The following is a 24484-nucleotide window of genomic DNA, read 5'->3' as shown; positions in this document are numbered from 1 at the left end:
TTGGTGCACGGACTTCCTGCCGGCCGTGACAACATGGTCTGTTGTGAATGACGACAGCGGGCGAAAAAGAGCTCCGGCCAGCTATCTCCGGTACGGCCTGCTGGCACTCTCCGCTTTCCTGGTGCTGAGTCTCGGTTTTGCGCTGATTCCGCGGGAATCCCCGGCACCGCCGGCCCCGCCCTTCTCCGAGCAGGCGCGCGCTGCCGCCCTCGCCGAAACCCAGGACCTGAGGACTGCCAGCCAGCAGCTCGCGGAGGGGTCGTCCGGAGCCCGGCGGCAACTGTTTTCGCACACTGTGACATTGCTGACTACGCAGGCAAGGGCACTCCTTCTTCCCGGCGGTGCCACCGCCGGTTCTGCGGCGGGCGCAAGTTCAGCGGCCGGCGCAAGTTCAGCGGCTGGCGCCCCGGGAACCGCAGGCCCGGCTGCCACGGCATCATCAGGGACAGCACCATCGGGCACAGCAACGCTGCCGGCGCTGGTGGCCGCGCTGTCCAAGAGCGGCAAGGCGCGTCTCGCCCATGCCGAGAAGGCCGACGGCGGGATGGCCCGCCTGCTCGCTGCGGTAGGGACCGCTCAGCTGCTTCAGGCGACGGCGCTGGCACAGGCTGCCGGGACACCACCACCTGCGCTTGAGGCGCCGGCGGCGACGCGGAGCAACGCGGCCGCGGCGTGCAGTTCCGCGGGCAGCAGCGTTGGACCACAGGATGGCGCCCCATCAAGCAACGGTACCCAGCCCGGCCAGACCGCGGACCCGTCGGGCAGCGCCACACTGGCTGCCGCCTTGAACCGCGTGGTCCGGACAGAAGTTGAGACGGTATACGGCTACCAGGTGGCGCTGACGCGCCTAAACGGGTCGGCCGCGGACCGGGCCGCCGCCCTGCTGGCCACGCACGAGACCTTGGTCGCCCAGGCAGAGGCGTACACCCGCGTTCACTGTGCGTCCGTTCCTCCCCGTGAACCGGGCTACACCCTGGGCACCTCGTTCCTGCAGAAGCCCGCTGCGGGACTGGCCAGCCTGGAAGCCGGAACACTCCCGGTCTATGGCGACCTGGTGGCCCTGAGCGAGGGTGAGACGCGGCGGTGGGCAATCTCCTCGCTGGTTGCCGCTGCCCAGCGGACCACGCGCTGGGGATCCGATCCGGGGCCCGTCCCCGGCATTGTGCTGGACACCACGCTCCTGCCGGAACTTCCGGAGCCGGCTGCGCCCTCGGCACGCCAGACCGACGGCGGCGCAACGGCAACTCCCGCCGCACCCTAGAGGCGGGGAGGCCGGCGCCCCGAGTGTCCAGGGTCCGCCGGTGACATCCCACTGGCAGCCGGCTGCCTCTGAGTGGTTTGCTGGAGCCATGGATTCAGCGGACAAATCGGCGTTGCCCCCGGACAGGCAGCACGCCAATGAACCCCACAACAATGACATCGTGCACCGTTTGAACTGGCTGCGTGCCGGTGTCCTCGGAGCCAACGACGGGATCGTGTCGGTCGCGGCGATTGTGGTGGGTGTGGCCGGTGCGACCAGCGAGCACGGCCCCATCCTCGCTGCCGGTGCTGCCGGCCTCGTGGGCGGTGCTGTATCCATGGCCCTGGGTGAGTACGTCTCCGTCAGCAGCCAGAGCGACAGCCAGAAGGCGCTGATCGAGAAGGAACGGCGCGAGCTGGCCGAGGAACCGGAAGAGGAGCTGCTGGAGCTCGCCGCGATCTACCGCAGCAAAGGCCTGAGCGAAGAAACAGCCCGGAATGTGGCGCGGGAACTCACCGAGCACGACGCCCTGGCCGCACATCTTTCCGCCGAGCTCAACATCGACGAACAGGACATCGTGAGCCCCTGGCATGCCGCCTTTGCGTCGGCCATCGCCTTCACGCTGGGGGCCGTGCTGCCGATGCTCGCCATCCTGCTGCCTCCGGAAAACATTCGCGTGGCCGTGACTTTCGGAGCCGTCCTGCTGGCCCTGGCCGTGACGGGTGCCGTCGGCGCATGGATCGGCGGCGGCTCGAAAACCCGGGCGGGCGCACGCGTGGTGGTGGGCGGTGGCCTCGCCTTGGCCGCGACGTTCACCATCGGCAACCTGCTGGGCGCCAGCGGCATCGTGTAGCGGCGCCTGCGGCATCGTGTTCGGGCTCCAGCGGCTTCGTCTGGATAGAAGCTGTCCGGCCTGCCGGCTGAGCAGGCCGTCCCGCTGCGCAAGGCCCCTCTACTACGCTGGAGCTGTGAGCCCGCCAGCAGACGTTCCCATTCCCCCGGACCTGACCCGCCGCTATTCCCGCAGCAGCGCAGGCAGGGCCTGGCTGGCCTCACTGCCGGACATGATCCGCGGCCGGCTGGAGCAGTGGCAGCTTGAGCTTGACCTGGCACCGGGAGCACTCCCGTGGAGCGGGCACGGCGGTGTCGTGGTGCCGGTCCGCGCTGCAGGATCGGCCGCGGCACTGAAGGTGGCCTTTCCGCATGATGAAGCGCTGGTGGAACGCCACGCCCTGGCGCTGTGGAACGGTCATGGTGCGGTGCGGTTGCTTACCTCGGACGCCGGAACGTGTTCCATGCTCCTTGAGCGCCTGGATGCCGGCAGGTCACTCCGGACAGAGCCGATGGACACCGCCCGTGAGGTGTGGGGCGGGCTGATGCGGCAGCTGAGCCTCGTCCCCGACGGCCGGCCGCAGTGGCAGGAATTTCTACACGTGGCCGCGCGGGCTGAACAGTGGAGCGATGACCTGCCCGCCGAATGGGAACAGCTGGGCCGCCCGTTTCCCCGGTGGCTGCTGGAGGCCGCACTTGAGGTTTGCCAGACGCGAGGCGCCGTGGGCCGCCGCTCCTCTGAGGACGTCCTTGTCAACACGGACTTCCATTACCTCAACATCCTGGCCAGGCCGGGTGCCTCGGCGAACACTACGGCAGGGAGCAATTCGGCCGACGGCTTTGCCGCCATCGATCCCCAGCCGATGGTGGGTGAGGCGGAGTTCGCCGTGGCTCCCGTGCTCTGGAACCGGATTCCGGACCTGCCCACAACGGATCCCGCCGCCGGCCTGTTGGCCAGATGCCATGACTTCAGTGTCGCGGCCGGGCTGGACCCGGAGGTCGCCCGGCAGTGGAGCCTGGCCCGGGAGGTGGACAACGCCCTGCACTACAGCTCGAGGCCCGGCCACGCTGGTGATGTGGCACGGTCACTGTGGGTGGCCAGCACACTTGCCGGGCGGACCCTGGACGGGCTTCCGGCTGCCCACGACTTGCCCGAACCGGGCGAGGACGCCACGAACACGTCGCCGTCGTAGGGCGGTCAGGGCCGGCCCGACCGGCCGGCTTCGCCGGCCGTCCGCACCGCTTCCACCGCAGTGGCACGTCACCGGCAGCAGCTTACTTATCGACCGCGTTCACATCAGTGGGAATTACATCTGGGTCCCCACCGCCGAGGCCGGGATGCCTGTGGCCAGCCAAATCCCTGATTCCCGCCTATAGAAGAGGACCCCACTTGCCGTGGCGACACCGTATCCACCGTAAGGATAGCGGGATTGCGGTCCTTTCTCATTCCCACTTGACGGCCCTGCTCCACTGTCTCCGCGAGATGAACGTACTGTCGCTGCATGGGTAGGATCCCGGACACTCGAATCGCAGGGACGGTGGCTCGCGCGGTCCCGTGGAAGAGCACCGGTGGGGGCGGAGTCGGTTCATACTGCGCCTGCAGGGGTATGGAGTGGCCGTACAGGGCTCGTATCCGGCCTTCGCCCAGCTGATGCCGTTTCTTCTGTGAGGCTTCGAGAACCTCACGAATTGTCGTCACGTCGACTGATTCCCACTCCTGGCCCAGCCTGTGCAGCGCCCGAAGCAGCTCGCTGACGGGCGCCCACCCTTGCGGATCCAGGGCCAGACCATACTCGCTCGGTGCGTGACGGAGCGCATGGGACAAGACACGGCTGATCTCTGACCTGCTGGGCCGACTATTCATCTGGTGCCGCCTTTCAGCATCAGCTACCTTCCGGGCGCCCCCGGGCATCCAGCTCAGCATCGTACGGTGCCGGGCCCGATTCTCGTTCCCGTCCGGCTGCGTTGCCTCGCGTCTGTCACACGCCGGGCTAGAGCTCAATCAAACTCGATGAAGTCTCGTACCGCCGCGATGAGCCACTCATCCATCGAGGCGTACTCCGAGATCGTGCGGCGTACCGCCTCCCCCCCTGCGTCTCGAACAACGTCGAAGTCATCTATGACCACGACACTTCCGCCAGTCCAGCATGCTACTTCGTCGTTATCGGTCCTCCGCGCGAAGGGGATGACACCCCACCCCGGGAAGAGCTCATCGACATGCTGCGTGCGCTGCGACTGCTCGGATCCACGTAACACTGCCCACCGTTCCAGGTCAGTCACCCCACACTCGATCATGCGGTCGGCGCCCTGGTTACCGATCCTGCTTTCAACCGCTTCCCCCACGTCCCAGCAGGTTGGCCCCGCTCCGGCCCCCGTGGAACCGGGAAGCGCCGGCCCACAACTGGATCGTCAATTATATCCGTGTGAAGATGCACATTGGCGTGAACGGGATTGTTCGTATAAACGGCCGCAAGCACCCGCCTATTGTCGAGTGTTGTGTATCCCCCATCAGTCATGAGCACAACGTCAGCAGGATCAAAAGCCCCGCCCGGGAGCCAGGCTCAGGCGAAGTTCTCCTGCCATACGTCGAAGGCGAGTTTGACGATCAGGGCGGAAACCACCACGAGGAACACCACACGCACGAACTTGCTCCCCTGCTTTACGGCGGTGCGCGCGCCGAGATAGCCCCCGGCCATGTTCGCGGCGCCCAGCAGCAGACCGACTCCCCAGAGCAGGGACCCGTGCGGGAGGAAAAATATGAGTGCCCCGGCGTTCGTCGCCATGTTGACGATCTTCGCCTTGGCGCTGGCCTCCAGGAAGGCGTACCCCATCGCCGAAACCAGTGCGATGACCAGGAAGGACCCGGTGCCGGGCCCGATCAGGCCGTCATAGAACCCGATCACGGCCCCGATGGCGCAGGCCACCACGTAGTGTGTTCGGCCGTCGTGCCTGAGCTCGGTGAGGTGGCCGGCGTCGGGCTTAAGGGCCGTGAACAGCGCGACGGCGACCAGCGCCACCACGATGATCGGCTTGAACACCTCCGCCGGCAGCCGGGTAGCCAGCAGCGCCCCGCCGAAGCTGCCCGCCAGCGCGATCGCGGCCATGGGTACGGCCGTCCTCAGATCGGGCCGGACACGGCCGTAGTAGGTCACGGCGCTGGTGGTGGTTCCGAAGATGGAGCCCATCTTGTTGGTGGCCAGTGCCTGCACCGGGGTGATCCCCGGCACGAGCAGCAGCGCCGGCAGCTGCAGCAGGCCGCCGCCGCCCACGACGGCGTCCACCCAGCCGGCGGAGAAGCCAGCCACCACTATCAGGACAATAGTGGCGAGCTGGATCGACTCGAACCCTGAAACCACTTAGTGGATCGGCGGTCAGTTGCTGCGGACGGCGTTGACCACGTAGTCAACGGCCTTGTCCACGGCCACGTTTTCAGCCTCGCCGCTGCGGCGGTCCTTGATTTCGACGACGCCGTCCGCCAGTCCGCGGCCGACGGCAAGGATGGTGGGTACGCCAACAAGCTCGGCGTCGCCGAACTTGACGCCGGGGGAAACCTTGGGCCGGTCATCGTAGATGACCTCCAGGCCCGCGTTTTCCAGCTCGAGGGCGAGCTGCTCCGCGGCAGCGAAGATCTCCTCGCCGCGGCCGACCGCCACGACATGCACATCGGCGGGAGCCACGGAGCGGGGCCAGACGAGGCCCTTGGCGTCGTGGTTGGATTCCGCCAGGGCGGCCACGGCACGGGTGACACCCACACCGTAGGAACCCATGGTGACCACGACCTGCTTGCCGTTCTGGTCCAAGACCTTCAGTTCCAGCGCTTCGGCGTACTTGCGGCCCAGCGCGAAGATGTGCCCCATCTCGATGCCGCGGGCCGTTTCGAGCGGTCCGGACCCGTCAGGGGCTTCATCGCCGGCGCGCACTTCGGTGCATTCAATGACGCCGTCCCACGTGAAGTCGCGTCCCGCGACGAGCCCGTAGACGTGCTTGCCGGCCATGTTGGCACCGGTGATCCATGCCGTGCCGCTGACGACGCGCGGATCCACCAGGTAGAGGAGCTTGGCCGCACCCTCCAGGCCAAGGAGGGGTGCGTCCAGCGACATGCCCGGGCCGAGGTAACCACGCACGATGAGCGGGTTGCGGGCCAGGTCCTCCTCGCCCGCGGCTTCCACGGCGATCTCGCCGGCCACCGGGAGGTAGGCACCGATGTTGGCCTCGACGCGCTTGAGGTCCACGCCCCGGTCTCCGGGGACGCCGAGGACCACGATCTGGCGCTCCCCGGTGGGCAGGGTGACCGCGAGGACAACGTTCTTGAGGGTGTCAGCGGCAGTCCAGGGGCCGCCGTCGGCCTCGCTGCGCGGCGCGAGATCGTTGGAGGCAGCCACGAGCGTGTCGATCGTGGGAGTGTTCGGGGTATCCCGGATCTGCGCGGCCGGAGCGTTGGTGAAGTCGATCTCGGCGGGAACCACAGTGGTCACGGCTTCGACGTTGGCGGCGTAGCCGCCGGCCGAGCGCACGAAGGTGTCCTCGCCGACGTCGGTGGGGTGCAGGAATTCCTCGCTCCTGGAGCCGCCCATGGCGCCGGCCGTGGCCGTCACGGGAATGACTTCCAGGCCCAGCCGCTCGAAGATCTTCAGGTAAGCCGCCCGGTGGGCGGAGTAGCTGACGTCCAGCCCGGCGTCGTCGACGTCGAACGAGTAGGAGTCCTTCATGATGAATTCGCGGCCCCGGAGGAGTCCGGCGCGGGGACGCGCCTCGTCGCGGTACTTGTTCTGGATCTGGTAGATGCTCAGCGGCAGGTCCTTGTACGAGGAGTACAGGTCCTTCACCAGAAGAGTAAACATCTCCTCATGCGTGGGGGCCAGCAGGTAGTCGCCGCCCTTGCGGTCCTTCAGCCGGAACAGCCCTTCGCCATACTCGGTCCAGCGGTTGGTCGCCTCGTAGGGCTCCTTCGGGAGCAGCGCGGGGAAGTGAACTTCCTGGGCGCCGATGGCGGCCATCTCTTCCCGGATGATCTGTTCCACCTTGCGCAGGACGCTCAGTCCCAGCGGCAGCCAGGTGTAGATGCCCGGAGCCGCGCGGCGGATGTATCCCGCGCGCACGAGCAGGCGGTGGCTGGCCACCTCGGCGTCGGCGGGGTCTTCACGCAGTGTGCGCAGGAAAAGCTTGGAGAGTCGAAGAACCACGGGTAGGTGTCCGTTTCTGGGGGAAGTGCTGATTGTCTGGGTACTAATCTACCGGCTGGGCAGCAGTACAGGATTCCGGGTCCTGTGGTAGCCGAACAGGAAAGCCACGCCCCACAGGAGAAGCCCCTGGCCGTTTCCGGCTGGTCATCCCTGCGGTGGCGTGGCTTCGCGGCCGGTCATGCCGCTAATTCTCTGAGACCACCCGAGTCCGTAAACGCGGTTACAAAGAACCTATGTGATAGCCGTCACCGATTCCAAATCCGCTTTGGCGGGCCGAGGTTGGGCCGCAGGCTAGAAGAGAACTGTAGCGAAGGTCCCCACCTGGCCGAAGCCAACGCGTTCGTACGTTGCCCGCGCCCGGGAGTTGTAGTCATTGACGTAGAGGCTGGTGACGGGTGCCATCTTCTGGGCCAGCAGCACAACGGCCGCCATGTAGCCGGCGCTCAGCCCGAGCCCCCGGTGGGTGGGATTCATCCATACGCCCTGCACCTGCGTGACCTCGGCCGTGACAGCGCCGAGTTCAGCTTTGAACACGACTTCGCCGTCCTTCAGGTGGACGAGGGAGTGGCCCTGGCGGATGAGGCCTGCCACCCGGCGGCTGTAGAAGTCGCGGCCGCCGAGGTAGGGCGAGTAGCCAACCTCCTCCTCGAACATCGCCGCGCAGGCCGGGAGGATGGCGTCAAAGTCTGCGTACTGCCCAAATCCCAGCTGCCAGTTCGGCTCGACGGCGGGAGGCCCGGTGATGGTCATGAGCGGCTGGTCAGCCCGCACCTCGTGCGCCAGATGGCCCAGCTCCTCCAGGTGGCGGTGCAGGGCAAGGACCGTGGCGGCCGGTCCGAAGATCGACGCGTACCGGCGCCCGGAGCGGTGGGCCGCAGCAGCAACCGGTCCGGCCAGCTCGGGGTCGAGCTGGACGGGGACCAGGTTGGCGCCTGCCCAGCAGGCGCCAACCAGCACGTCGTCGTCGAAAACGCCCAGGACGTTGGCTCCGCCCGGGGTGGGCGCGGCGGAGTCCGTGGACTCCAGGTGCGCCAAGATGAACACGTTGGCTACGGGATCGTTCTCTGCCAGTTCGCGCAGTTGACGGGTGTCCGCAACACCAAGTGCCCGGACGGTGGCACCGTCCGGCGCGGGGCCGTCCTTATGAGACGCTAACCACGGGGCTACCCTTGACAGCATCTTCGCCATCGGCCTCCCCCATCTCTTCCGCGATACGCATGGCCTCTTCGATCAGTGTCTCAACAATCTGGCTCTCGGGGACAGTCTTGATGACCTCGCCCTTCACAAATATCTGGCCCTTGCCGTTGCCTGAGGCGACGCCGAGGTCCGCTTCCCGTGCTTCGCCCGGACCGTTGACGACGCAGCCCATGACGGCGACGCGCAGCGGGATCTCCATTCCCTCGAGCCCGGCGGTGACCTGCTCGGCGAGGGTGTAGACGTCCACCTGGGCGCGCCCGCACGAGGGGCACGAGACGATTTCCAGCTTGCGGGGCCGCAGGTTCAGCGACTGCAGGATCTGGTTGCCCACCTTGATCTCCTCGACGGGAGGGGCGGAGAGGGACACGCGGATGGTGTCCCCGATGCCTCGCGCGAGGAGGGCGCCGAAGGCCGTGGCCGACTTGATGGTTCCCTGGAAGGCGGGACCGGCCTCGGTTACGCCGAGGTGCAAGGGCCAGTCGCCCTTCTCGGCGAGCATTTCGTAGGCAGCCACCATGACCACCGGGTCATTGTGCTTGACGGAGATCTTGAAGTCGTGGAAGCCGTGCTCCTCGAACAGCGAGGCTTCCCAGACTGCCGATTCGACCAGGGCCTCCGGGGTGGCCTTGCCGTACTTCTTCAGGATGCCCGGTTCCAGCGATCCGGCGTTCACGCCAATGCGGATGGACGTGCCGTGGTCCTTGGCCGCCTTGGCGATCTCCTTGACCTGGTCGTCGAACTTGCGGATGTTGCCCGGGTTGACGCGCACTGCCGCGCAGCCGGCCTCGATGGCCGCGAAGACGTATTTCGGCTGGAAGTGGATGTCAGCGATGACCGGGATCTGCGACTTCCGGGCGATGATCGGCAGCGCTTCAGCGTCATCGGCCGACGGGCACGCCACTCGGACGATGTCGCAGCCGGACGCGGTCAGCTCGGCGATCTGCTGCAGTGTGGCGTTGATGTCCGTGGTGGGCGTGGTGGTCATGGACTGCACGCTGATGGGGAAATCGGAACCGACGCCGACAGAGCCCACTTTGATCTGGCGCGTCTTGCGGCGGGGGGCAAGGACGGGCGGCGGTGCGGATGGCATTCCCAGGCTGACCGAGGTCACGTGGACTCCTTGAATTCGAAAATCGGTGGTGCGGGGCGGCTAGGCTGCGTGCTCAGCCAGGAGGCCGGTCACGGGTGCCCATTCGGTGGTTCGGGTGCCGGAAATGACGCCCGCAGCAGCGAAGGGATCCTGCCGCAGGACCTCGTTGAGTGCAGCTTCGTCGGCCGCCTTGAAAATGAGCAGGGCGCCCGCACCGTCGCCGTAGGGTCCGCTGGCAAGAAGCGTGCCGTCCTGCGCGAGTCCTGCAGTCCATTCACGGTGGGCGGGGCGGGTGGCCGCGCGCGTTTCGGAGGACTCGGCGTCGTATACGTACTCAACAGCAAAAACAGTCATAGAGATACCCTATCCCGCGGCCGGGCTAGCCGAGGAGCACGACCTTCGTGAAGGCTGCGACTCCCGCTGCCCACAGCATGGAGGCCAGGGTGCCGATGATGAACCGCTCCGCCGCCACGGGCGTTTCCTTGAGTTCCGCAAACCGGCCCAGGCCCTTGATGGCCACCACGTAGGCGATGGCCACGGGCTGCCCGGCCAGGATGGCAAGGCAGACGGCCAGCCGCTCGAGCACGCCGATGATGGCCCCGCCCCGGAGAATCCGTGTGGCCGGGGCGTCGCCGCCAGATGCCGGCGCGGCAGCCGTGCCGGCGCCCACCGTAATGTCGCCGTTGACTGTATTGGCTCCGTCCCCTGCGGCCCGGTCCCCCGGGGCCGGGCTGTCCGCCGTTGCAGGACTGTCCACCGTCACGTCCGCCGAAGGATCGTCGGCGCTGTCCCGGCCGGCGCCAGCGGCGGCGGCATCGGCTTTGTCGTCGATGGTACGGGCCAGCCGGAAAACCAGGGCCGTGACAGGCCAGCCCACGAATCCGGCCGCCAGCAGGGCGGCTGCGATCCAGACAGCGTTCACGGTTCTCCTCGGGTGTTGTCGCCGCCGCCCTGGGCCCCGGGGGCGAGGTTCTTCAGGACGAGGCGGTGGGCGGTCGCCAGCAGCATTTCCACTGCCGGCCTTGCGGCCCATTCTTCCTGCCAGCCCGACCGGAGGACGGTCCGGCTCACCGACTGTTCGCTGATTCCCAAGTCACGGGCAACCTGTTTCTGGAGCCCGTGGCGTCCGGGGCCCTGCTCCCGTGTGGCTCCGCTTTTCGCGCGGAGGGCATCCACCACGCGCCACTGGGCCTCGGTCCGGTCCTGCACCAGCCTTCCGACCAGGCGCAGCACCGCTTCCGCGTTGGCGCACGCCACGACGGCCTCGTGCTCGCGTGTCCCCGCCACCACGGCCGCGGGGACATGGCTCGCCGCTGACTTGGCCCGCTCCACCGCCCGGCGTGCGGCAACAAAGGCAGGCCCGGACCCTTCGCGGGGGCTGGCGTCCGGCGCCAACTCCCCCGGGCCGACGCCTATTCCCACGTACCAGTGCCCGCTTCGCAGCGCATGCAGCGCCACTTCGACCACGAGGGCAGGGTCCTGCAGAACCCCCTGCACTTCGTCGCCGACGGAGCGTTCAAAGCGGACACCAGAATGGCCGCCGAGTGCTCCAAGGAGCTCGGGCACGCGGTCCGCGTCGTTGGTGCTGCCGCGCTGGTCGATGGTCATAACGTACATGACTAAACCGTATCCGGCTTATATCTCTGAATCAATCATTTAGGGCTGATTTCTCGGAATCAGTCGATCGGGGGTGAGAATCTAAGATCAGCCGAAGAGATTCACCGGCTTCACGATGTCGGCATAGATCAGCAGCGCGCCCATTCCCATGAGCAGCGCGGCCACAACGTAAGTCACAGGCAGCAGCTTCGCGATGTCGAAGGCGCCCGGGTCGGGTTTGCCGAGCAGCTTAGCCACCCGCCGCCGCACCGCCTCGTAGAGTGCACCGGCGACGTGGCCGCCGTCGAGCGGGAGCAGCGGGATCAGGTTGAAAACGGCCAGGGCAAAGTTCAGTCCGGCGAGGAGTCCCACCAAAGCGGCAAGCCGGGCCTGGACAGGCACTTCCTCCATGGCGGCCACCTCGCCGGCCACGCGGCCAACGCCCACCACACTGATGGGGCCGTTGGGGTCGCGGGGTTCTTCGCTGAACGCCGCCTTGGCGACGCCGGCAACCCTGGCCGGCAGATTAAGCACCACTCCGGCCACCTGTTTGATGTTCTCCCCTGCCATGGGCAGGACGGACGACGCCGGCTGGGGAACCAGGGCGGTCTGCGCACCGATGCCCAGGAAGCCGACGTCCTGGTACAGGAGCTTTCCGGCGTCGTCCTTTGCCTGGCGTCCGTCGGCTCCGACCACAGGGCGTGCGGACAGGACGGGGGTGACGGTGCTGGTCACCGGTGAGCCGTTGCGCTCCACGGTGATGGACACTTCCTTTCCGGCGGAAGCGCGGATCCAGCCCGTGAGCTGGTCCCAGCTGGTCACGGGCTTTCCGTCGAAGGAGGTGATGACGTCGTTGGGCTTGAGTTGGGCTGCAGCTGCCGGTGTCGGCTTGCAGTCGGCGGAGTCCGGGTCGACGGTCTCCCCCGCCTTCACCTGGCACTTGGAGACGTCGGCGATGGTGGTGGTGGGCTCGGAGATGCCGAAGCCCATGAGCAGCACCGCTGTGAGGACGAGGCCGATCAGCAGGTTCATTGCCGGGCCGCCGAGCATGACGATGATCTTCTTCCAGACCGGGAGCCGGTAGAACACGCGGTTCTCGTCCCCGGGACCCACATCTTCGTGGGCCATGGAGCGGGCCTCGCTGGCCAGCGTCTGGAACATGCCGGTACTGGACGGGCGCACCGAGCCGTCGTCCTTGTTGGGCGGGTACATGCCGATCATCGACACATAGCCGCCAAGGGGCAACGCCTTGAAGCCGTACTCGGTCTCACCCTTTTTGGTCGACCAGAGGGTGGGGCCGAAGCCGATCATGTACTTGGTGACGCGCACCTTGAACAACTTGGCGGGCACCAGGTGGCCCACCTCATGCAGCGCAATCGATACCGCGATGCCGACCGCCACAAAGACGACACCAAGAATAAAGAGGATGACGGGACTCATGCTTCAGATCTGCTGCTTCCTAGAGACTGCTCACTGCTAAACGTTCGTGGGTGCGCGCACGTGCCCATTTCTCAGCATCGAGTACGGATCCGACCGTTAGCCCGGAGGAACCCGAGTGTTCGCTGAGGACGGCTTCGATGGTGTCCACGATGCTCGTGAACCGGATATGTCCGGCGTGGAAAGCCATCACGGCTTCTTCATTGGCGGCGTTAAACACCGCGGGGTAGGTGCTTCCCTGCCTCGCCGCGTCCTTGGCCAGCCGGACGGCGGGGAACGCGGTGGAGTCCAGCGGCTCGAACGTCCAGCTGGCGGCGCGGGTCCAGTCGCAGGGGGTTGCGGCGCCGGGCACCCGGTCCGGCCAGCCAAGTCCAAGCGCAATCGGCAGGCGCATGTCCGGCGGCGACGCCTGGGCGATGGTGGAACCGTCCACGAACTGCACCATCGAGTGGATCACGGACTGCGGGTGGACCACCACGTCGATCCGGTCCAGCGGGATGTCGAACAGCAGGTGCGCCTCAATGACTTCAAGGCCCTTGTTCACGAGGCTGGCTGAGTTGGTGGTGACCATCAGGCCCATGTCCCAGGTGGGGTGGGCCAGCGCCTCCTCCGGCGTCACGGCGAAGAGCTCTTCCCGGGCACGGCCGCGGAAGGGCCCTCCCGAGGCCGTCAGAATGAGCTTGTCCACCTCCGCTGCGGTACCCGAGCGCAGGCACTGGGCGATGGCGGAGTGCTCGGAGTCAACCGGCACGATCTGTCCGTCCGCGGCGGCGGATTTGACCAGCGAACCGCCAACGATCAGGGATTCCTTGTTGGCGAGCGCCAGGGTGGCGCCGGATTCCAGCGCGGCGAGCGTAGGCGCCAGCCCGATCGAGCCCGTGATGCCGTTGAGCACCACGTCCGCCTTCACGGCGGCGATCGTGGTTGAGGCGTCGGGGCCGGCGATGATCTCGGGTCGGTACTGCCCGAGCCCTGCCTCGCGGGCGGCGTCGTTGATCAGGTCCCGGAGTCGCCCGGGATCGCCTTCGGCGATGCCGACGGCCGCGGCCCGGGTGTGCACGGCCTGCCGGGCGAGGAGTTCGAGGTTGCCGCCGCCGGCGCTCAGCGCCACAACCTCAAAAAGATGGGGGGCGCCGTCGACGACGTCAATCGCCTGGGTGCCGATGGAACCGGTGGATCCGAGGATGACGATGGTGCGCGGCTGGCTGGCTGGACGGCTGGAGCCGGAAGTCTGCATGGCTTAAGTATCCCGCACCGCCGGTGGCCGACGGACTTGCGGGGATCGGCGCGGGCGGGCTGCCGCGGCCCGCTGAGCTGGGGTGTTCATCCTGTTGCCACAAACGGCCGCTTGAGGGATTCGTTGAGCGGCCACTTTTGGCAATTGGATGAACGGCGTCCGGGCGCACCACCCGCGGCGGGAGCATGAATACCGTCTAAGGGCGCTTTCGCGCGCACCTTGACGCGCTTCCGCGCCGGGGTAACGTGGTGCCCGTGGACTGGGCCGCATGGTTCGATGCGCCGGACTATGAATTCGCCCGGCAGGTGCTGCAGCGCGGTGTTGCCGCACTCTACCTGGTTGCGTTCCTCTCCTCCCTCAACCAGTTCCCCGCCCTTCTCGGCGAGCGCGGACTCCTGCCGGTTCCGGATTACCTGAAATCCTTCAGCCGGATGCGCCGTCCCACGCTGTTCCGCTGGCGCTATTCGGACCGGCTGTTCCGGGCCGTCTGCGCTGCGGGTCTGGTCATCTCCGGAGTCCTGGTCCTCGGCCTTCCCCAACTGGGTCCGCCCTGGCTGCCGCTGGTCGCGTTCCTGGCGCTGTGGCTGCTGTACATGTCGGTGGTCAATGTTGGGCAGACGTTCTACGGGTTCGGCTGGGAAATGCTGCTCCTGGAGGCGGGCTTCACCGTGGCCTTCCTGGGATCCGACCAGACCGATCCGCCCCGGACCGTCCTGATCCTCGTGGCCTGGCTGGTGTTCCGGCTGGAATTCGGGGCCGGCATGATCAAGATCCGCGGCGGCCGGGAGTGGCGCGACCTGACCGCCCTGTACTACCACCACGAGACCCAGCCCATGCCGGGCCCCCTAAGCCGGCAGGCGCATCTGTTGCCGAAGCCCTTCCACCGGCTGGAGGTGGTGGGCAACCACTTCGCCCAGCTGGTGGTGCCGTTCTTCCTGTTCGCACCCCAGCCGCTGGGCAGCATCGCGGCGGGCATCATCATCTTCACCCAGCTGTGGCTGGTCGCCAGCGGCAACTTTGCGTGGCTGAACTGGATAGCGATCGTGCTGGCCTTCGCCGGCGTCAGCGATCCCGTGGCGCACGCGGTGCTGCCGGTCATTCCGTTGGACTGGCACACCACCGGGCAGACGCCGCTGTGGTGGCTCATCATCACGCTGGCCGCATCCCTGCTCCTGGTGGTCCTTAGCTACTGGCCCATCCGCAACCTGTTCTCCCAGTACCAGCTGATGAACGCCAGCTTCAACCGCTGGCAGCTGGTGAACACCTACGGCGCGTTCGGCACCGTAACGAAGCAGCGCATCGAGGTGGCGGTGGAGGGCACCCTGGACGAGGAGCCGGACGAGGCGGCCGACTGGCGCGAGTACGGATTCAAGGGAAAACCCGGCGAGGTGCACCGGCTCCCCCGCCAGTGGGCTCCCTATCACCTGCGGCTGGACTGGCTCATGTGGTTCCTGCCCCTGCGCACGGTCCACGAGGAATGGTTCTACGCCTTCCTCGGTAAGCTGCTCGAGGCGGACGCAGCCATGCTGCGGCTGCTGCGCCATGACCCGTTCGACGGCGAACGCCCCCGTTGGGTGCGCGCCCGCACCTATCTGTACCGTTTCGCCACCCGGGCGGAGTTCCGGGAGACCGGCCAGCGCTGGATCCGGACGCCTCTCTACGAGGCGATCCCGCCCATTTCCCTGCGGGCAGGGAAATGATGGCGTCCGGAATTTAGCGGGGCCGACGGCGGGCTGCCGGGCTCTGCGGAACCTACCGGGCCCTGCGGAGCACCGACTCTGCGTGCCGAAGGATGGGACCGTCGATCATCCGGCCCTGGTATTGGAACACGCCGGTTCCGGCTTCCTTGGCTGCCTCCAGCAGCTGCGTGGCAGCGGCCACGTCCGCGTTGGACGGCGCGTAGGCGGCCCGGACGGCGGCCACCTGGCTGGGGTGGATGCAGGCCTTGGAGCCGAACCCGGACGCGGCGGCGTCCCGCGCCTCGGCTGCGAGCCCGTCAAGGTCGGGGATGTTCACGTAGACGGCGTCGATGGCCTGCTTGCCGGCCGCACCCGCTGCCAGGAGCACGGAGGAGCGGGCATGCAGGGCAACGGCGCGGTAGCCGCCGTCGTCGTTCCTGCTGGAAGTGCCGCCGAGGGAGGCAAGCAGGTCCTCCGCCCCCCACATCATGGCCACCACGTTGGGTTCGGCGGCGATGGCGGGCGCGTGGACCACGCCCGCGGCCGTTTCGCACAGGGCAACCACGTGGAAGTCCGGCAGGGCCCGGAGCTGGTTCGCACTCTCCGCCTTGGCGAGCATGACGGTGCGGTAGGGCGTGTGAGCCAGGCAGTGCAGGTCCTTCTCGAAGTCCTCGGTGCCGGCCGGGTTGATTCTGATGATGGTCCGGCTGGGGTCTAGCTCCGGCCCCTCGCCGGAGCTGCCGAGCTGGGCCAGGATGGCGCCCCGTGCCCGCTGTTTGTCCGGCGCCGCCACGGCATCCTCGAGGTCAAGGATGACGGCGTCGGCACGCTCGGCGGCCTTTTGGAAGCGTTCGGGGCGGTCGGCAGGGCAGAACAGCAGGGCGGGGCCCATCACAAAAGTCATACAGCCATTGTCCGATTATTTGCCCCGCTGCGCCTCTATATGCGCCTCGCGCGTCCACATCAGGCAGCTGCGCGTGGCCAGTGCCACCACGGTTCCGTCCTGGCTGCGGCCGGTGTGCTGCATGGTGACGACGCCCTGCCCCGGCCGTGACCCGGACAGCCGTTTGCCGGTGATAACGGTCTCCGTATAGAGCGTGTCACCGTGATAGAGCGGGTGAGGGAAAGAGACGTCGGTCAGCCCCAGCTGCGCGACGATGGTGCCTTGGGTCAGCTGGCCGACGGACTGACCCACCACCGTCGCCAGCGTGAACATGGAGTTGACCAGCCGCTGGCCAAAGGGCTGGCCGGCGCTCCATGCCGCGTCCAGGTGCAGCCCCTGCGTGTTCATGGTCATGGTGGTGAACAGGACATTGTCCGTTTCCGTGACGGTCCGGCCTGGACGGTGGGCGTAAACGACGCCTTCCTCGAGTTCCTCAAAGTAGAGTCCCCGCTGCTCGACGACGCGGGCGCCACCGGTGGCTGAGCCTGTCGAAACCCCGGCTGCACTCTGCTCAGGGTTCTGCGTCATACGGTGAGTTCCTGGTCTTCCTCGAACAACTCGGCACCGGTGGCCGCGGCAACATCCTCCGCGGACACATTGGGGGCGAGTTCGCGCAGGACCAGGCCGTCGGGAGTCACGTCAAGGACGGCGAGGTCCGTAATGATGCGGTCCACGCAGGCCTTGCCCGTCAAGGGCAGCGAACAGCGGTCCACGATCTTCGGTTTCCCGCTGCGGTCCACGTGCTCCATCATGACAATCACTTTTTTGGCGCCGAAAACCAGGTCCATGGCGCCGCCCATCCCCTTGACCATCTTTCCGGGGATCATCCAGTTGGCGAGGTCCCCGTTGGCGGCCACCTCCATGGCGCCGAGTACGGCCACATCCACATGCCCGCCGCGGATCATGCCGAACGACTGCGCGGAGTCGAAGAACGCCGCCCCCTTGTTGACGGTGACGGTCTCCTTGCCGGCATTGATCAAATCCGGATCCACCTCGTCCTCCCCGGGATAGGGCCCGACACCGAGGATGCCGTTCTCGGAGTGCAGGACCACTTCCACGCCGGCCGGGATGTAGTTCGGGATGAGCGTGGGCATGCCGATGCCGAGGTTCACGTACTGGCCGTTGCTTAGCTCCTGCGCCACGCGGGCGGCGAGCTCATTGCGCGTCCAGCCCTTGCCCTCGGGGTGGGAGGAAGCGGCCCGGCGGTACTCGTGGCGGACGGCCTCGGGGCGGGGCGGCTGCGCCTGCGTGCTGTTCAGGTCCATGGCTACGCTCCTGCCTGTTCGGTGGTTCCGGTGGTTCCGGCCGCCCCTGTGGTTTCCGCAGTTCCGGTGCTGCCTGACTGGGTGGCCGACGCCGCGGACAGTGCCACCGTCCGCTTTTCAATGCGCTTCTCGGACTCGGGCACCACGACCACCCGCTGCACGAAGATACCGGGCAGGTGGACGTGTTCGGGATCCAGTTCGCCCGGCTCCACGAGTTCTTCCACCTCCGCGATGGTGATCCGTCCCGCCATGGCGCAAAGGGGGTTGAAGTTCATGGCGGTGGCGTGGAAGACAAGGTTCCCGTGGCGGTCGCCCTTCCAGGCATGGACCAGGCCGTAGTCGGGGGTCAGCGACTCCTCCAGCACGTAGTCGACGCCGTCGAAGCTCCGCACCTCCTTGGGCGGTGACGCGATGGCGATGCCTCCGTTGGCGTCGTACTTCTGGGGCAGGCCGCCGTCGGACACCTGGGTCCCCACCCCCGCCTTGGTGTAGAAGGCGGGTATGCCGGCGCCGCCGGCGCGCAGCTTCTCGGCCAGGGTGCCCTGCGGGGTCAGGACCACCTCCAGTTCGCCGGCGAGGTACTGCCGGGCGAATTCCTTGTTCTCCCCCACGTAAGAGCTGACAGTCCGGCGGATCCTGCCGTCCCTGAGGAGGATTCCCAGGCCCCAGTCGTCCACGCCGCAGTTGTTGCTGACGGTCTCCAGGTCCTTGGTGCCATGGCGGTGAAGGGCATCGATGAGCGCCACCGGGATCCCGCACAGTCCAAAACCCCCGACGGCGAGCGACGCGCCGTCGGGAATGTCGGCGACCGCTTCGTCAGCGCTGGCAACAACCTTGTCAATCATCGTTGATCCTTTCGGCGTCTCCACAGACTTCGACAGACACGGCCACCGGGCCTGCTACAGCCCGAGTTCCCGGGCGATCAGCATCAGCTGGACCTCCGTGGTGCCCTCGCCGACCTCCAGAATCTTGGAGTCCCGGTAGTGCCGCGCCACGGTGAACTCGTTGATGAAGCCATAGCCGCCGAATACCTGGGTGGCATCCCGCGCATTGTCCATGGCCGCCTCGCCTGCGACCATCTTAGCTATGGCCGCCTGGGTCTTGAACGGCTTGCCGGCGAGCATCCGGGCGGCCGCATCGTAGTACGCAAGACGGGCCGTGTGGGCGCGTGCCTGCATGCGGGCGATCTTGAAGGAGATCGCCTGGTGCTTGCCGATGTTGGTCCCGAAGGCTCTGCGGTCCTTGGCGTATTTCACGGACAGGTCCACGCAGCCCTGCGCCGCGCCGGTGGCCAGGGCGGCGATGGCGATCCTGCCCTCGTCCAGGATGGACAGGAAGTTGGCGTAGCCGCGGCCTCGCTCCCCCAGCAGGTTCGCCTCGGGGACCTTGACGTCACGCAGCGTCAGGGGGTGCGTGTCCGAGGCGTTCCAGCCCACCTTGTTGTAGGCCTTTTCCGCTTTGAAGCCGGGCGTGTCGGTGGGCACCAGGATGGTGGAGATTTCTTTCTTGATGCTGCCGTCCTTGCGCTCATGCTGGCCTGTGACGGCGGTGACGGTCACCAGTTTGCTGATGTCGGTTCCCGAGTTGGTGATGAACTCCTTGTTGCCGTTGATGACCCAGTGTTTTGCGTCTTCGCCGCCTTCGAGCCGGGCCGTGGTCTTCGTGCCACCGGCGTCCGAGCCGGCCTCCGGCTCGGTCAGGCCGAAGCCGGCGAGCGCCTTTCCGGACGCGAGCAGCGGAAGCCATTCCTGTTTCTGGGCCTCGGTCCCGAAACGGAATACGGGCATGGCGCCAAGGGACACCCCTGCCTCCAGCGTGATGGCGACGGACTGGTCCACCCGCCCCAGCTGTTCCAGTGCGAGGGCCAGCGCGAAGTAGTCGCCGCCCATGCCGCCGTACTCCTCCGGGAACGGCAGGCCGAACAGCCCCATATCCGCCATTTGCGACACCACTTCGTAGGGGAAGCTGTGTTCCTCGTCGTGCTTGGTGGAGACGGGGGCTACCACCTCGTCGGCGAATTCGCGGACTGTCTTGCTGAGGTCCTGGTATTCCTCGCTGAGGTCAAAATCGGCCATGCTAGGCCTCCTTACGTTCTTCTGCTGGATCCTGTGCTGCGGTGCCGGCCGCGTGAATGGTGGCTACGACCTGGTCGGCCTTGACCAGGTCACCGGTGGCGACGGTGATGTGGACGGTGCCGGAGACTTCGGCCACGAGCTGGTGTTCCATCTTCATGGCCTCCACGGACAGCAGCACTTGGCCCGCTGTCACCGGGTCGCGGTCGCGCACCGCAACGGAGACGACGGTCCCGGGCATGGGTGACCGGACCTCCGGATCGGCGGCGCCCTCTTCGCGTTCGACGGCGGCCAGCACCCGTACCAGGCGGGATTCGCGGGTGAGGACTTCGAGCCCGCAGGACCAGCCGCCGCTGCCCACGTAGACATGCCCCGCCCGCGTTGCCCGGTGACGGCCGGCGGCATGTGCTGGCCGTGACAGACCAACGGCGAAGGTGTGCTGCTGGTCCCCCACCTCGAGTCTGATGACGTCGGGGCCGGTGCCGTCGGTCCCGCTATCCAGGACCCGCACCTCGTGCTCCGGCCCGTCGTCGATGCGGACCAGGGCGTGGCCGGCCTCGCCCTGCCAGGTGATGGCCACTGTGGCCATGGCACCGCCGGGAAGGCCGAAGCTCACCCGCCATGGCGCCGGCGCTCCGAGGCGCCAGCCCCGGGCGTTGTCCCACGGGGATCGGGGACCTGTCTGTCCCCCGCCCTGTTCCCCGCCGGGTTCCACAGCCTCGGCGTCGCCAGGCCAGAACCGCAGGGCGGCCGCCATGAGCTCCGTGTCTCCGATGTCCCGGAAGGCCAGCTCCGGCATTTTGCGGTCGATCAGCGTGGTGTCGAGGCGGCCGGCGCGGACGTCGTCGTCATTAATCAGGAGCCGCAGGTACTCCACATTGGTGTCGATGCCGAGGACGGTGTACCGCTCCAGCGCCGCGTCCAGTTTGTCCAGGGCGGCCTTGCGGTCCGTTCCCCAGGCGATGACCTTGGACAGCATGGGGTCGTAATCGCTGGAGATTTCCAGCCCCGGCAGCAGCGATGAGTCGATCCGGACGTCCTGGCTTTGGAAACCACCGCCGGGAACCGCAGTCCTTTGGGGGCCGGGCCGCCCCACGGGTGTGAAGAGGCCGCCGTCTTCGTCAAGGAGCACCACCTCGCCCGAGGACGGCAGGAAGTTCCGGTGCGGGGTCTCGGCGTAGACGCGGGCCTCCGCGGCGTAGCCATTGAGTACGACGTCGTCCTGTCCGACGGTGAGCAGCTCACCGGCGGCGATGCGCACCTGCCATTCGACGAGGTCGATGCCGGTGACCATTTCCGTCACCGGATGTTCCACCTGGAGCCGGGTGTTCATTTCCATGAAGAAGAACTCCTCCGGGGAGTCGTCCGAGACGAGGAACTCCACCGTGCCGGCGCCGGTGTAGTGGACGCTGCGCGCAGCCTGGCAGGCGGCCTCGCCGATCTTCGCACGGACTGCCTCGCCGTCGGGCAGAGATTCCAGCAGCGGTGACGGGGCCTCCTCGATGACCTTCTGGTGCCGCCGCTGCAGGGAGCATTCGCGCTCCCCGAGGTGGATCACGTTGCCGTGCGCGTCGGCCAGGACCTGCACCTCGATGTGCCGCGGGGACGTTACCAGGCGTTCCAGGAAGAGGGTGCCGTCTCCAAACGCGCTCGCCGCCACGCGCCGTGCGGTTGACAGGGCGGCCGGCAGGTCCTCCGGCCGCTCGACAGCTTGCATTCCCTTGCCGCCGCCGCCCGCCGAGGGCTTGATCAGCAGGGGAAAACCCACGGCCGGGGCGGCGGCGATGAGTTCGTCATCGGTCATGCCGGGCTCGGCGATGCCCGGGACCACCTGAACGCCGTACCCTGCCACGTGGTTCTTCGATCGGATCTTGTCCCCCATGACATCCAGGGCTTCGGACCCGGGGCCGATGAAGGCGATGCCGGCGGCGTCCAGTGCCCGGGCGAAGTCCGCATTCTCGCTGAGGAATCCGTAGCCGGGGTGCACCGCCTGGGCGCCGGTGTCCTGGCAGGCCCTGATGATCGCCTCGATGCTGAGGTAACTCTGGGCCGCCGCAGCGGGGCCGATCCGGACGGCGGTGTCGGCTTCGCGCACGTGGCGGGCACCGGCGTCGGCATTGCTGTAGACCGCAACCGAACGGATGCCCATGGCGCGCAGGGTCCTGATCACCCTGCAGGCAATCTCGCCGCGGTTGGCCACCAGGACCGTGCGGAACATGTTGTCGGTAGTCATCCCGCGCTCACATTCGGAAGAGGCCGAAGGAGGTCTCCGGCAGCGGAACGCGGGACACGACGTCGAGCGCCAGGCCCAGCACGGTGCGGGTGTCCGCGGGGTCGATCACGCCGTCGTCCCACAGGCGGGCCGTCGAGTAGTAGGGGCTGCCTTGGTCCTCATACTGCTGCCGGACAGGTGCCTTGAAGGCTTCCTCGTCCGCTGCGGACCACTCCTGCCCGGCCGCCTCGAACTGGTCGCGCTTGACGGTCGCCAGGACGCTGGAGGCCTGATTGCCGCCCATGACGGAGATCCGGCTGGCGGGCCACATCCACAGGAAGCGCGGTGAATATGCCCGCCCGCACATCGAGTAGTTGCCGGCACCGAAGGACCCGCCGATCACCACGGTCAGCTTGGGGACGCGAGTGGTGGCCACGGCGGTGACCATCTTGGCGCCGTTCTTGGCAATGCCGCCCTGCTCGTAGTCCTTCCCCACCATGAAGCCGGAGATGTTCTGCAGGAAGAGCAGCGGAATGCCTCGCTGGTCGCACAGTTCAATGAAGTGGGCGCCCTTGAGTGCCGATTCGCTGAACAGCACGCCGTTGTTGGCCACGATGCCGACCGGGTGTCCGTGAAGCCTGGCGAATCCCGTCACGAGGGTGGCACCGTAGTTCTTCTTGAACTCGTGGAAGCGGCTGCCGTCCACCAGCCGGGCGATCACTTCGCGGACGTCGTACTGCGCGTTGACGTCCGTGGGAACGGCACCGTAGAGCTGGCCGGGCTCGGCAACAGGGTCGACGGCGGTGTCCACATCCCAGGCCGGCGCCGCGGGCCTGGGCAGCGTGGCAACGATGTCGCGGACGATCTGCAGGGCGTGTTCGTCGTTTTCGGCGAGATGGTCCGTAACGCCGGAGATCCTGGAGTGGACGTCGCCGCCACCGAGTTCCTCCGCGCTGACGATCTCGCCGATGGCGGCCTTCACGAGGGGCGGGCCACCCAGGAAGATGGTGCCCTGGTTGCGGACGATCACCGTTTCATCGCTCATCGCGGGTACGTAGGCACCGCCTGCCGTGCAGGAGCCCATGACGGAAGCGATCTGGGGAATGCCGGCGGCGGACATCCGGGCCTGGTTGTAGAAGATCCGGCCGAAGTGGTCCCGGTCCGGAAAGACCTCGTCCTGCTTGGGGAGGAAGGCACCGCCGGAATCCACGAGATAGATGCACGGGAGCCGGTTCTCGATCGCGACCTCCTGGGCCCGGAGGTGCTTCTTCACCGTCATGGGATAGTAGGTGCCGCCCTTGACGGTGGCGTCGTTGGAAATCACCAGGACGTGGCGGCCGTGCACCAGTCCGATGCCCGCAATGATGCCGGCGCCGGGTGAATCGTCGTTGTACATGCCGTTCGCGGCCAGCGGGGCGATCTCGAGGAAGGGGCTGCCGTCGTCGAGAAGGCGGTCGATCCGCTCCCGGGGAAGCAGCTTGCCGCGGGCCATGTGCCGCTGGCGGGATTTCTCCGGCCCGCCCACGGCGGCCGTCGCAAGCCGTTTCCGCAGCTCTTCGGCGAGCGCGCGCTGCGCAAGGCTGTTGGCCTCGAATGCGCTGCCGGCGGTATCCAGCCGGCTGGCGAGTGTCTCCATTGACCGCTTCCATTCCCGGGCACTCCCGGCGGCAGTCCTGCCGCATTTCGGTTAGTGCCTCGTAACTGAGTTTAGGTTAGTCTCTAGTAACTGTGATGTCCAACACGGGATGTTGGTAGAGTTCTTGGGTTCCGAGGAGGAAAAGTGCCCACCACAGATCACGGAGAGCTCACCGCTGCCGGCCAGACCACAGCCGGCCATGAGACATCCGGTCCCACGCAGCGCAGCCGGGCGAAGGAGTCCCGCCGGCAGGCGCTCCTGTCCGCAGCGGCGACGCTCTTCGCCGTCAACGGGTTCAACCGGGTCTCCCTTGAGGACCTTGGCGCCGCAGCAGGTGTGAGCGGACCCGCCGTGTACCGCCATTTCCCCGGAAAACAGGCCGTGCTGGGCGCGCTGCTGCTCACCGTCAGCCAGGACCTGCTCGACGGCGGCCGCCACGTGGTGGCCGACGCCGCCGACCCCGCCACGGCACTGGCCCGGCTGGTGCAGTTCCACGTGGACTTTGCCCTCAGCAACCCCGACGTGATCCGGGTGCAGGACAGGGATTTCAGCAACCTGACCGGCGAGGACCAGTCCCAGGTGCGGGCCCTGCAACGCAGCTACGTGGAAGTGTGGGTGGACGTGCTGGCTGGCATCCACGGCACAACGGATACGGCGGACCTCCGCATGCGCGCCCACGCGACGTTCGGCCTGATCAACTCCACGCCGCACTCTGTCCGCAACCACGGCCGGCGGATGGCCGTCAAGTCGGCCCGGCCGCTCCTGGAGAACATGGCGCTGGCGGCCCTGCTGGTGACATCCAGCCCGCTGGCCGACTAACCCTGCTGGCCAGTTCCTGCGCCACGGTCCGCGCCAAAACGGGGCAC

22 protein-coding genes are annotated in these 24484 nt (G+C 67.3%); 5 read left to right on the top strand and 17 right to left on the bottom strand.

Features of this window, described 5'->3' with window-relative positions; genetic code table 11:
• The first annotated feature begins 43 nt into the window (after positions 1 to 43).
• From ABRP34_RS21775 to ABRP34_RS21765, 3 genes are all read left to right on the top strand, one after another.
• Positions 44 to 1261: a DUF4439 domain-containing protein gene (locus ABRP34_RS21775; protein WP_353711753.1), complete on the top strand. Its 1218-nt coding sequence runs from the start codon at positions 44 to 46 to the stop codon at positions 1259 to 1261.
• 88 nt (positions 1262 to 1349) lie between these two features.
• Positions 1350 to 2093, top strand: coding sequence for a VIT family protein (locus tag ABRP34_RS21770; RefSeq protein WP_353711752.1), 744 nt, complete (start codon positions 1350 to 1352; stop codon positions 2091 to 2093).
• Between the two features lie 115 nt (positions 2094 to 2208).
• Complete coding sequence (locus tag ABRP34_RS21765) at positions 2209 to 3264, top strand: aminoglycoside phosphotransferase family protein (RefSeq protein WP_353711751.1); 1056 nt, start codon at positions 2209 to 2211, stop codon at positions 3262 to 3264.
• A 104-nt stretch (positions 3265 to 3368) separates the two neighbouring features.
• Here ABRP34_RS21765 and ABRP34_RS21760 read toward each other — a convergent pair whose 3' ends face one another.
• From ABRP34_RS21760 to dxr, 10 genes are all read right to left on the bottom strand, one after another.
• Positions 3369 to 3935 (bottom strand): RNA 2'-phosphotransferase, encoded by a 567-nt coding sequence (locus ABRP34_RS21760; protein ID WP_353711750.1) that lies wholly within the window; start codon positions 3933 to 3935, stop codon positions 3369 to 3371.
• Positions 3936 to 4632: 697 nt separating this feature from the next.
• On the bottom strand, positions 4633 to 5427 hold the full coding sequence (locus ABRP34_RS21755) for a TSUP family transporter (protein ID WP_353711749.1): 795 nt from the start codon (positions 5425 to 5427) through the stop codon (positions 4633 to 4635).
• A 15-nt stretch (positions 5428 to 5442) separates the two neighbouring features.
• Positions 5443 to 7254 carry a proline--tRNA ligase gene (locus ABRP34_RS21750; protein ID WP_353711748.1) on the bottom strand — a complete coding sequence of 604 codons (1812 nt, stop codon included), beginning with the start codon at positions 7252 to 7254 and terminating at the stop codon, positions 5443 to 5445.
• A 291-nt stretch (positions 7255 to 7545) separates the two neighbouring features.
• Entirely contained in the window at positions 7546 to 8433 is an 888-nt protein-coding gene (locus tag ABRP34_RS21745) for a GNAT family N-acetyltransferase (RefSeq protein WP_353713442.1), read from the bottom strand.
• Complete coding sequence (gene ispG / locus ABRP34_RS21740) at positions 8396 to 9562, bottom strand: flavodoxin-dependent (E)-4-hydroxy-3-methylbut-2-enyl-diphosphate synthase (protein WP_353711747.1); 1167 nt, start codon at positions 9560 to 9562, stop codon at positions 8396 to 8398. The genes ABRP34_RS21745 and ispG overlap by 38 nt, the downstream gene beginning before the upstream one ends.
• Before the next feature lie 39 nt (positions 9563 to 9601).
• Positions 9602 to 9895: a YciI family protein gene (locus ABRP34_RS21735; RefSeq protein WP_003805893.1), complete on the bottom strand. Its 294-nt coding sequence runs from the start codon at positions 9893 to 9895 to the stop codon at positions 9602 to 9604.
• 25 nt (positions 9896 to 9920) lie between these two features.
• Positions 9921 to 10463 carry a hypothetical protein gene (locus tag ABRP34_RS21730; protein ID WP_353711746.1) on the bottom strand — a complete coding sequence of 181 codons (543 nt, stop codon included), beginning with the start codon at positions 10461 to 10463 and terminating at the stop codon, positions 9921 to 9923.
• Entirely contained in the window at positions 10460 to 11158 is a 699-nt protein-coding gene (locus ABRP34_RS21725) for a MarR family transcriptional regulator (RefSeq protein ID WP_353711745.1), read from the bottom strand. The genes ABRP34_RS21730 and ABRP34_RS21725 overlap by 4 nt, the downstream gene beginning before the upstream one ends.
• Positions 11159 to 11245: 87 nt before the next feature.
• Positions 11246 to 12577 (bottom strand): site-2 protease family protein, encoded by a 1332-nt coding sequence (locus tag ABRP34_RS21720; RefSeq protein ID WP_003805898.1) that lies wholly within the window; start codon positions 12575 to 12577, stop codon positions 11246 to 11248.
• Positions 12578 to 12596: 19 nt separating this feature from the next.
• Positions 12597 to 13811, bottom strand: a complete 1215-nt coding sequence (gene dxr / locus ABRP34_RS21715; RefSeq protein ID WP_353711744.1) for a 1-deoxy-D-xylulose-5-phosphate reductoisomerase — start codon at positions 13809 to 13811, stop codon at positions 12597 to 12599.
• Between the two features lie 254 nt (positions 13812 to 14065).
• Here dxr and ABRP34_RS21710 point away from each other — a divergent pair, with 254 nt between their 5' ends.
• Positions 14066 to 15511 (top strand): lipase maturation factor family protein, encoded by a 1446-nt coding sequence (locus ABRP34_RS21710; RefSeq protein ID WP_353711743.1) that lies wholly within the window; start codon positions 14066 to 14068, stop codon positions 15509 to 15511.
• Positions 15512 to 15563: 52 nt separating this feature from the next.
• Here the strand turns inward: ABRP34_RS21710 and ABRP34_RS21705 are convergent, their stop codons facing one another.
• From ABRP34_RS21705 to ABRP34_RS21675, 7 genes are read right to left on the bottom strand one after another with little or no spacing between them, the layout of a single operon-like run.
• Positions 15564 to 16394, bottom strand: coding sequence for a CoA ester lyase (locus ABRP34_RS21705; RefSeq protein WP_353711742.1), 831 nt, complete (start codon positions 16392 to 16394; stop codon positions 15564 to 15566).
• A gap of 15 nt (positions 16395 to 16409) precedes the next feature.
• Complete coding sequence (locus ABRP34_RS21700; protein ID WP_353711741.1) at positions 16410 to 16961, bottom strand: MaoC family dehydratase; 552 nt, start codon at positions 16959 to 16961, stop codon at positions 16410 to 16412.
• Positions 16958 to 17698, bottom strand: coding sequence for a CoA transferase subunit B (locus ABRP34_RS21695; RefSeq protein WP_307100999.1), 741 nt, complete (start codon positions 17696 to 17698; stop codon positions 16958 to 16960). The genes ABRP34_RS21700 and ABRP34_RS21695 overlap by 4 nt, the downstream gene beginning before the upstream one ends.
• 2 nt (positions 17699 to 17700) lie before the next feature.
• The gene (locus ABRP34_RS21690; RefSeq protein WP_353711740.1) at positions 17701 to 18543 is read right to left on the bottom strand and encodes a CoA transferase subunit A; all 843 of its coding nucleotides are present in this window, start codon (positions 18541 to 18543) and stop codon (positions 17701 to 17703) included.
• A gap of 54 nt (positions 18544 to 18597) precedes the next feature.
• Positions 18598 to 19773 (bottom strand): acyl-CoA dehydrogenase family protein, encoded by a 1176-nt coding sequence (locus tag ABRP34_RS21685; protein ID WP_353711739.1) that lies wholly within the window; start codon positions 19771 to 19773, stop codon positions 18598 to 18600.
• A 1-nt stretch (position 19774) separates the two neighbouring features.
• A complete protein-coding gene (locus ABRP34_RS21680; RefSeq protein WP_353711738.1) occupies positions 19775 to 22003 on the bottom strand; it encodes a biotin carboxylase N-terminal domain-containing protein in 2229 nt (742 codons plus the stop codon).
• 7 nt (positions 22004 to 22010) lie between these two features.
• Positions 22011 to 23618 carry a carboxyl transferase domain-containing protein gene (locus tag ABRP34_RS21675; RefSeq protein ID WP_353711737.1) on the bottom strand — a complete coding sequence of 536 codons (1608 nt, stop codon included), beginning with the start codon at positions 23616 to 23618 and terminating at the stop codon, positions 22011 to 22013.
• Positions 23619 to 23762: 144 nt separating this feature from the next.
• Between ABRP34_RS21675 and ABRP34_RS21670 the strand changes: the two genes are divergently transcribed.
• Positions 23763 to 24437 carry a TetR/AcrR family transcriptional regulator gene (locus ABRP34_RS21670; RefSeq protein WP_353711736.1) on the top strand — a complete coding sequence of 225 codons (675 nt, stop codon included), beginning with the start codon at positions 23763 to 23765 and terminating at the stop codon, positions 24435 to 24437.
• Positions 24438 to 24484 lie beyond the last annotated feature (47 nt).

The organism is Arthrobacter sp. K5, from assembly GCF_040448525.1.
GTDB classification, from domain to species: Bacteria; Actinomycetota; Actinomycetes; order Actinomycetales; family Micrococcaceae; genus Arthrobacter; species Arthrobacter globiformis.
Note: the sequence above shows the minus strand (reverse complement) of the source record. Positions and strands in the feature narration are given on the sequence as shown.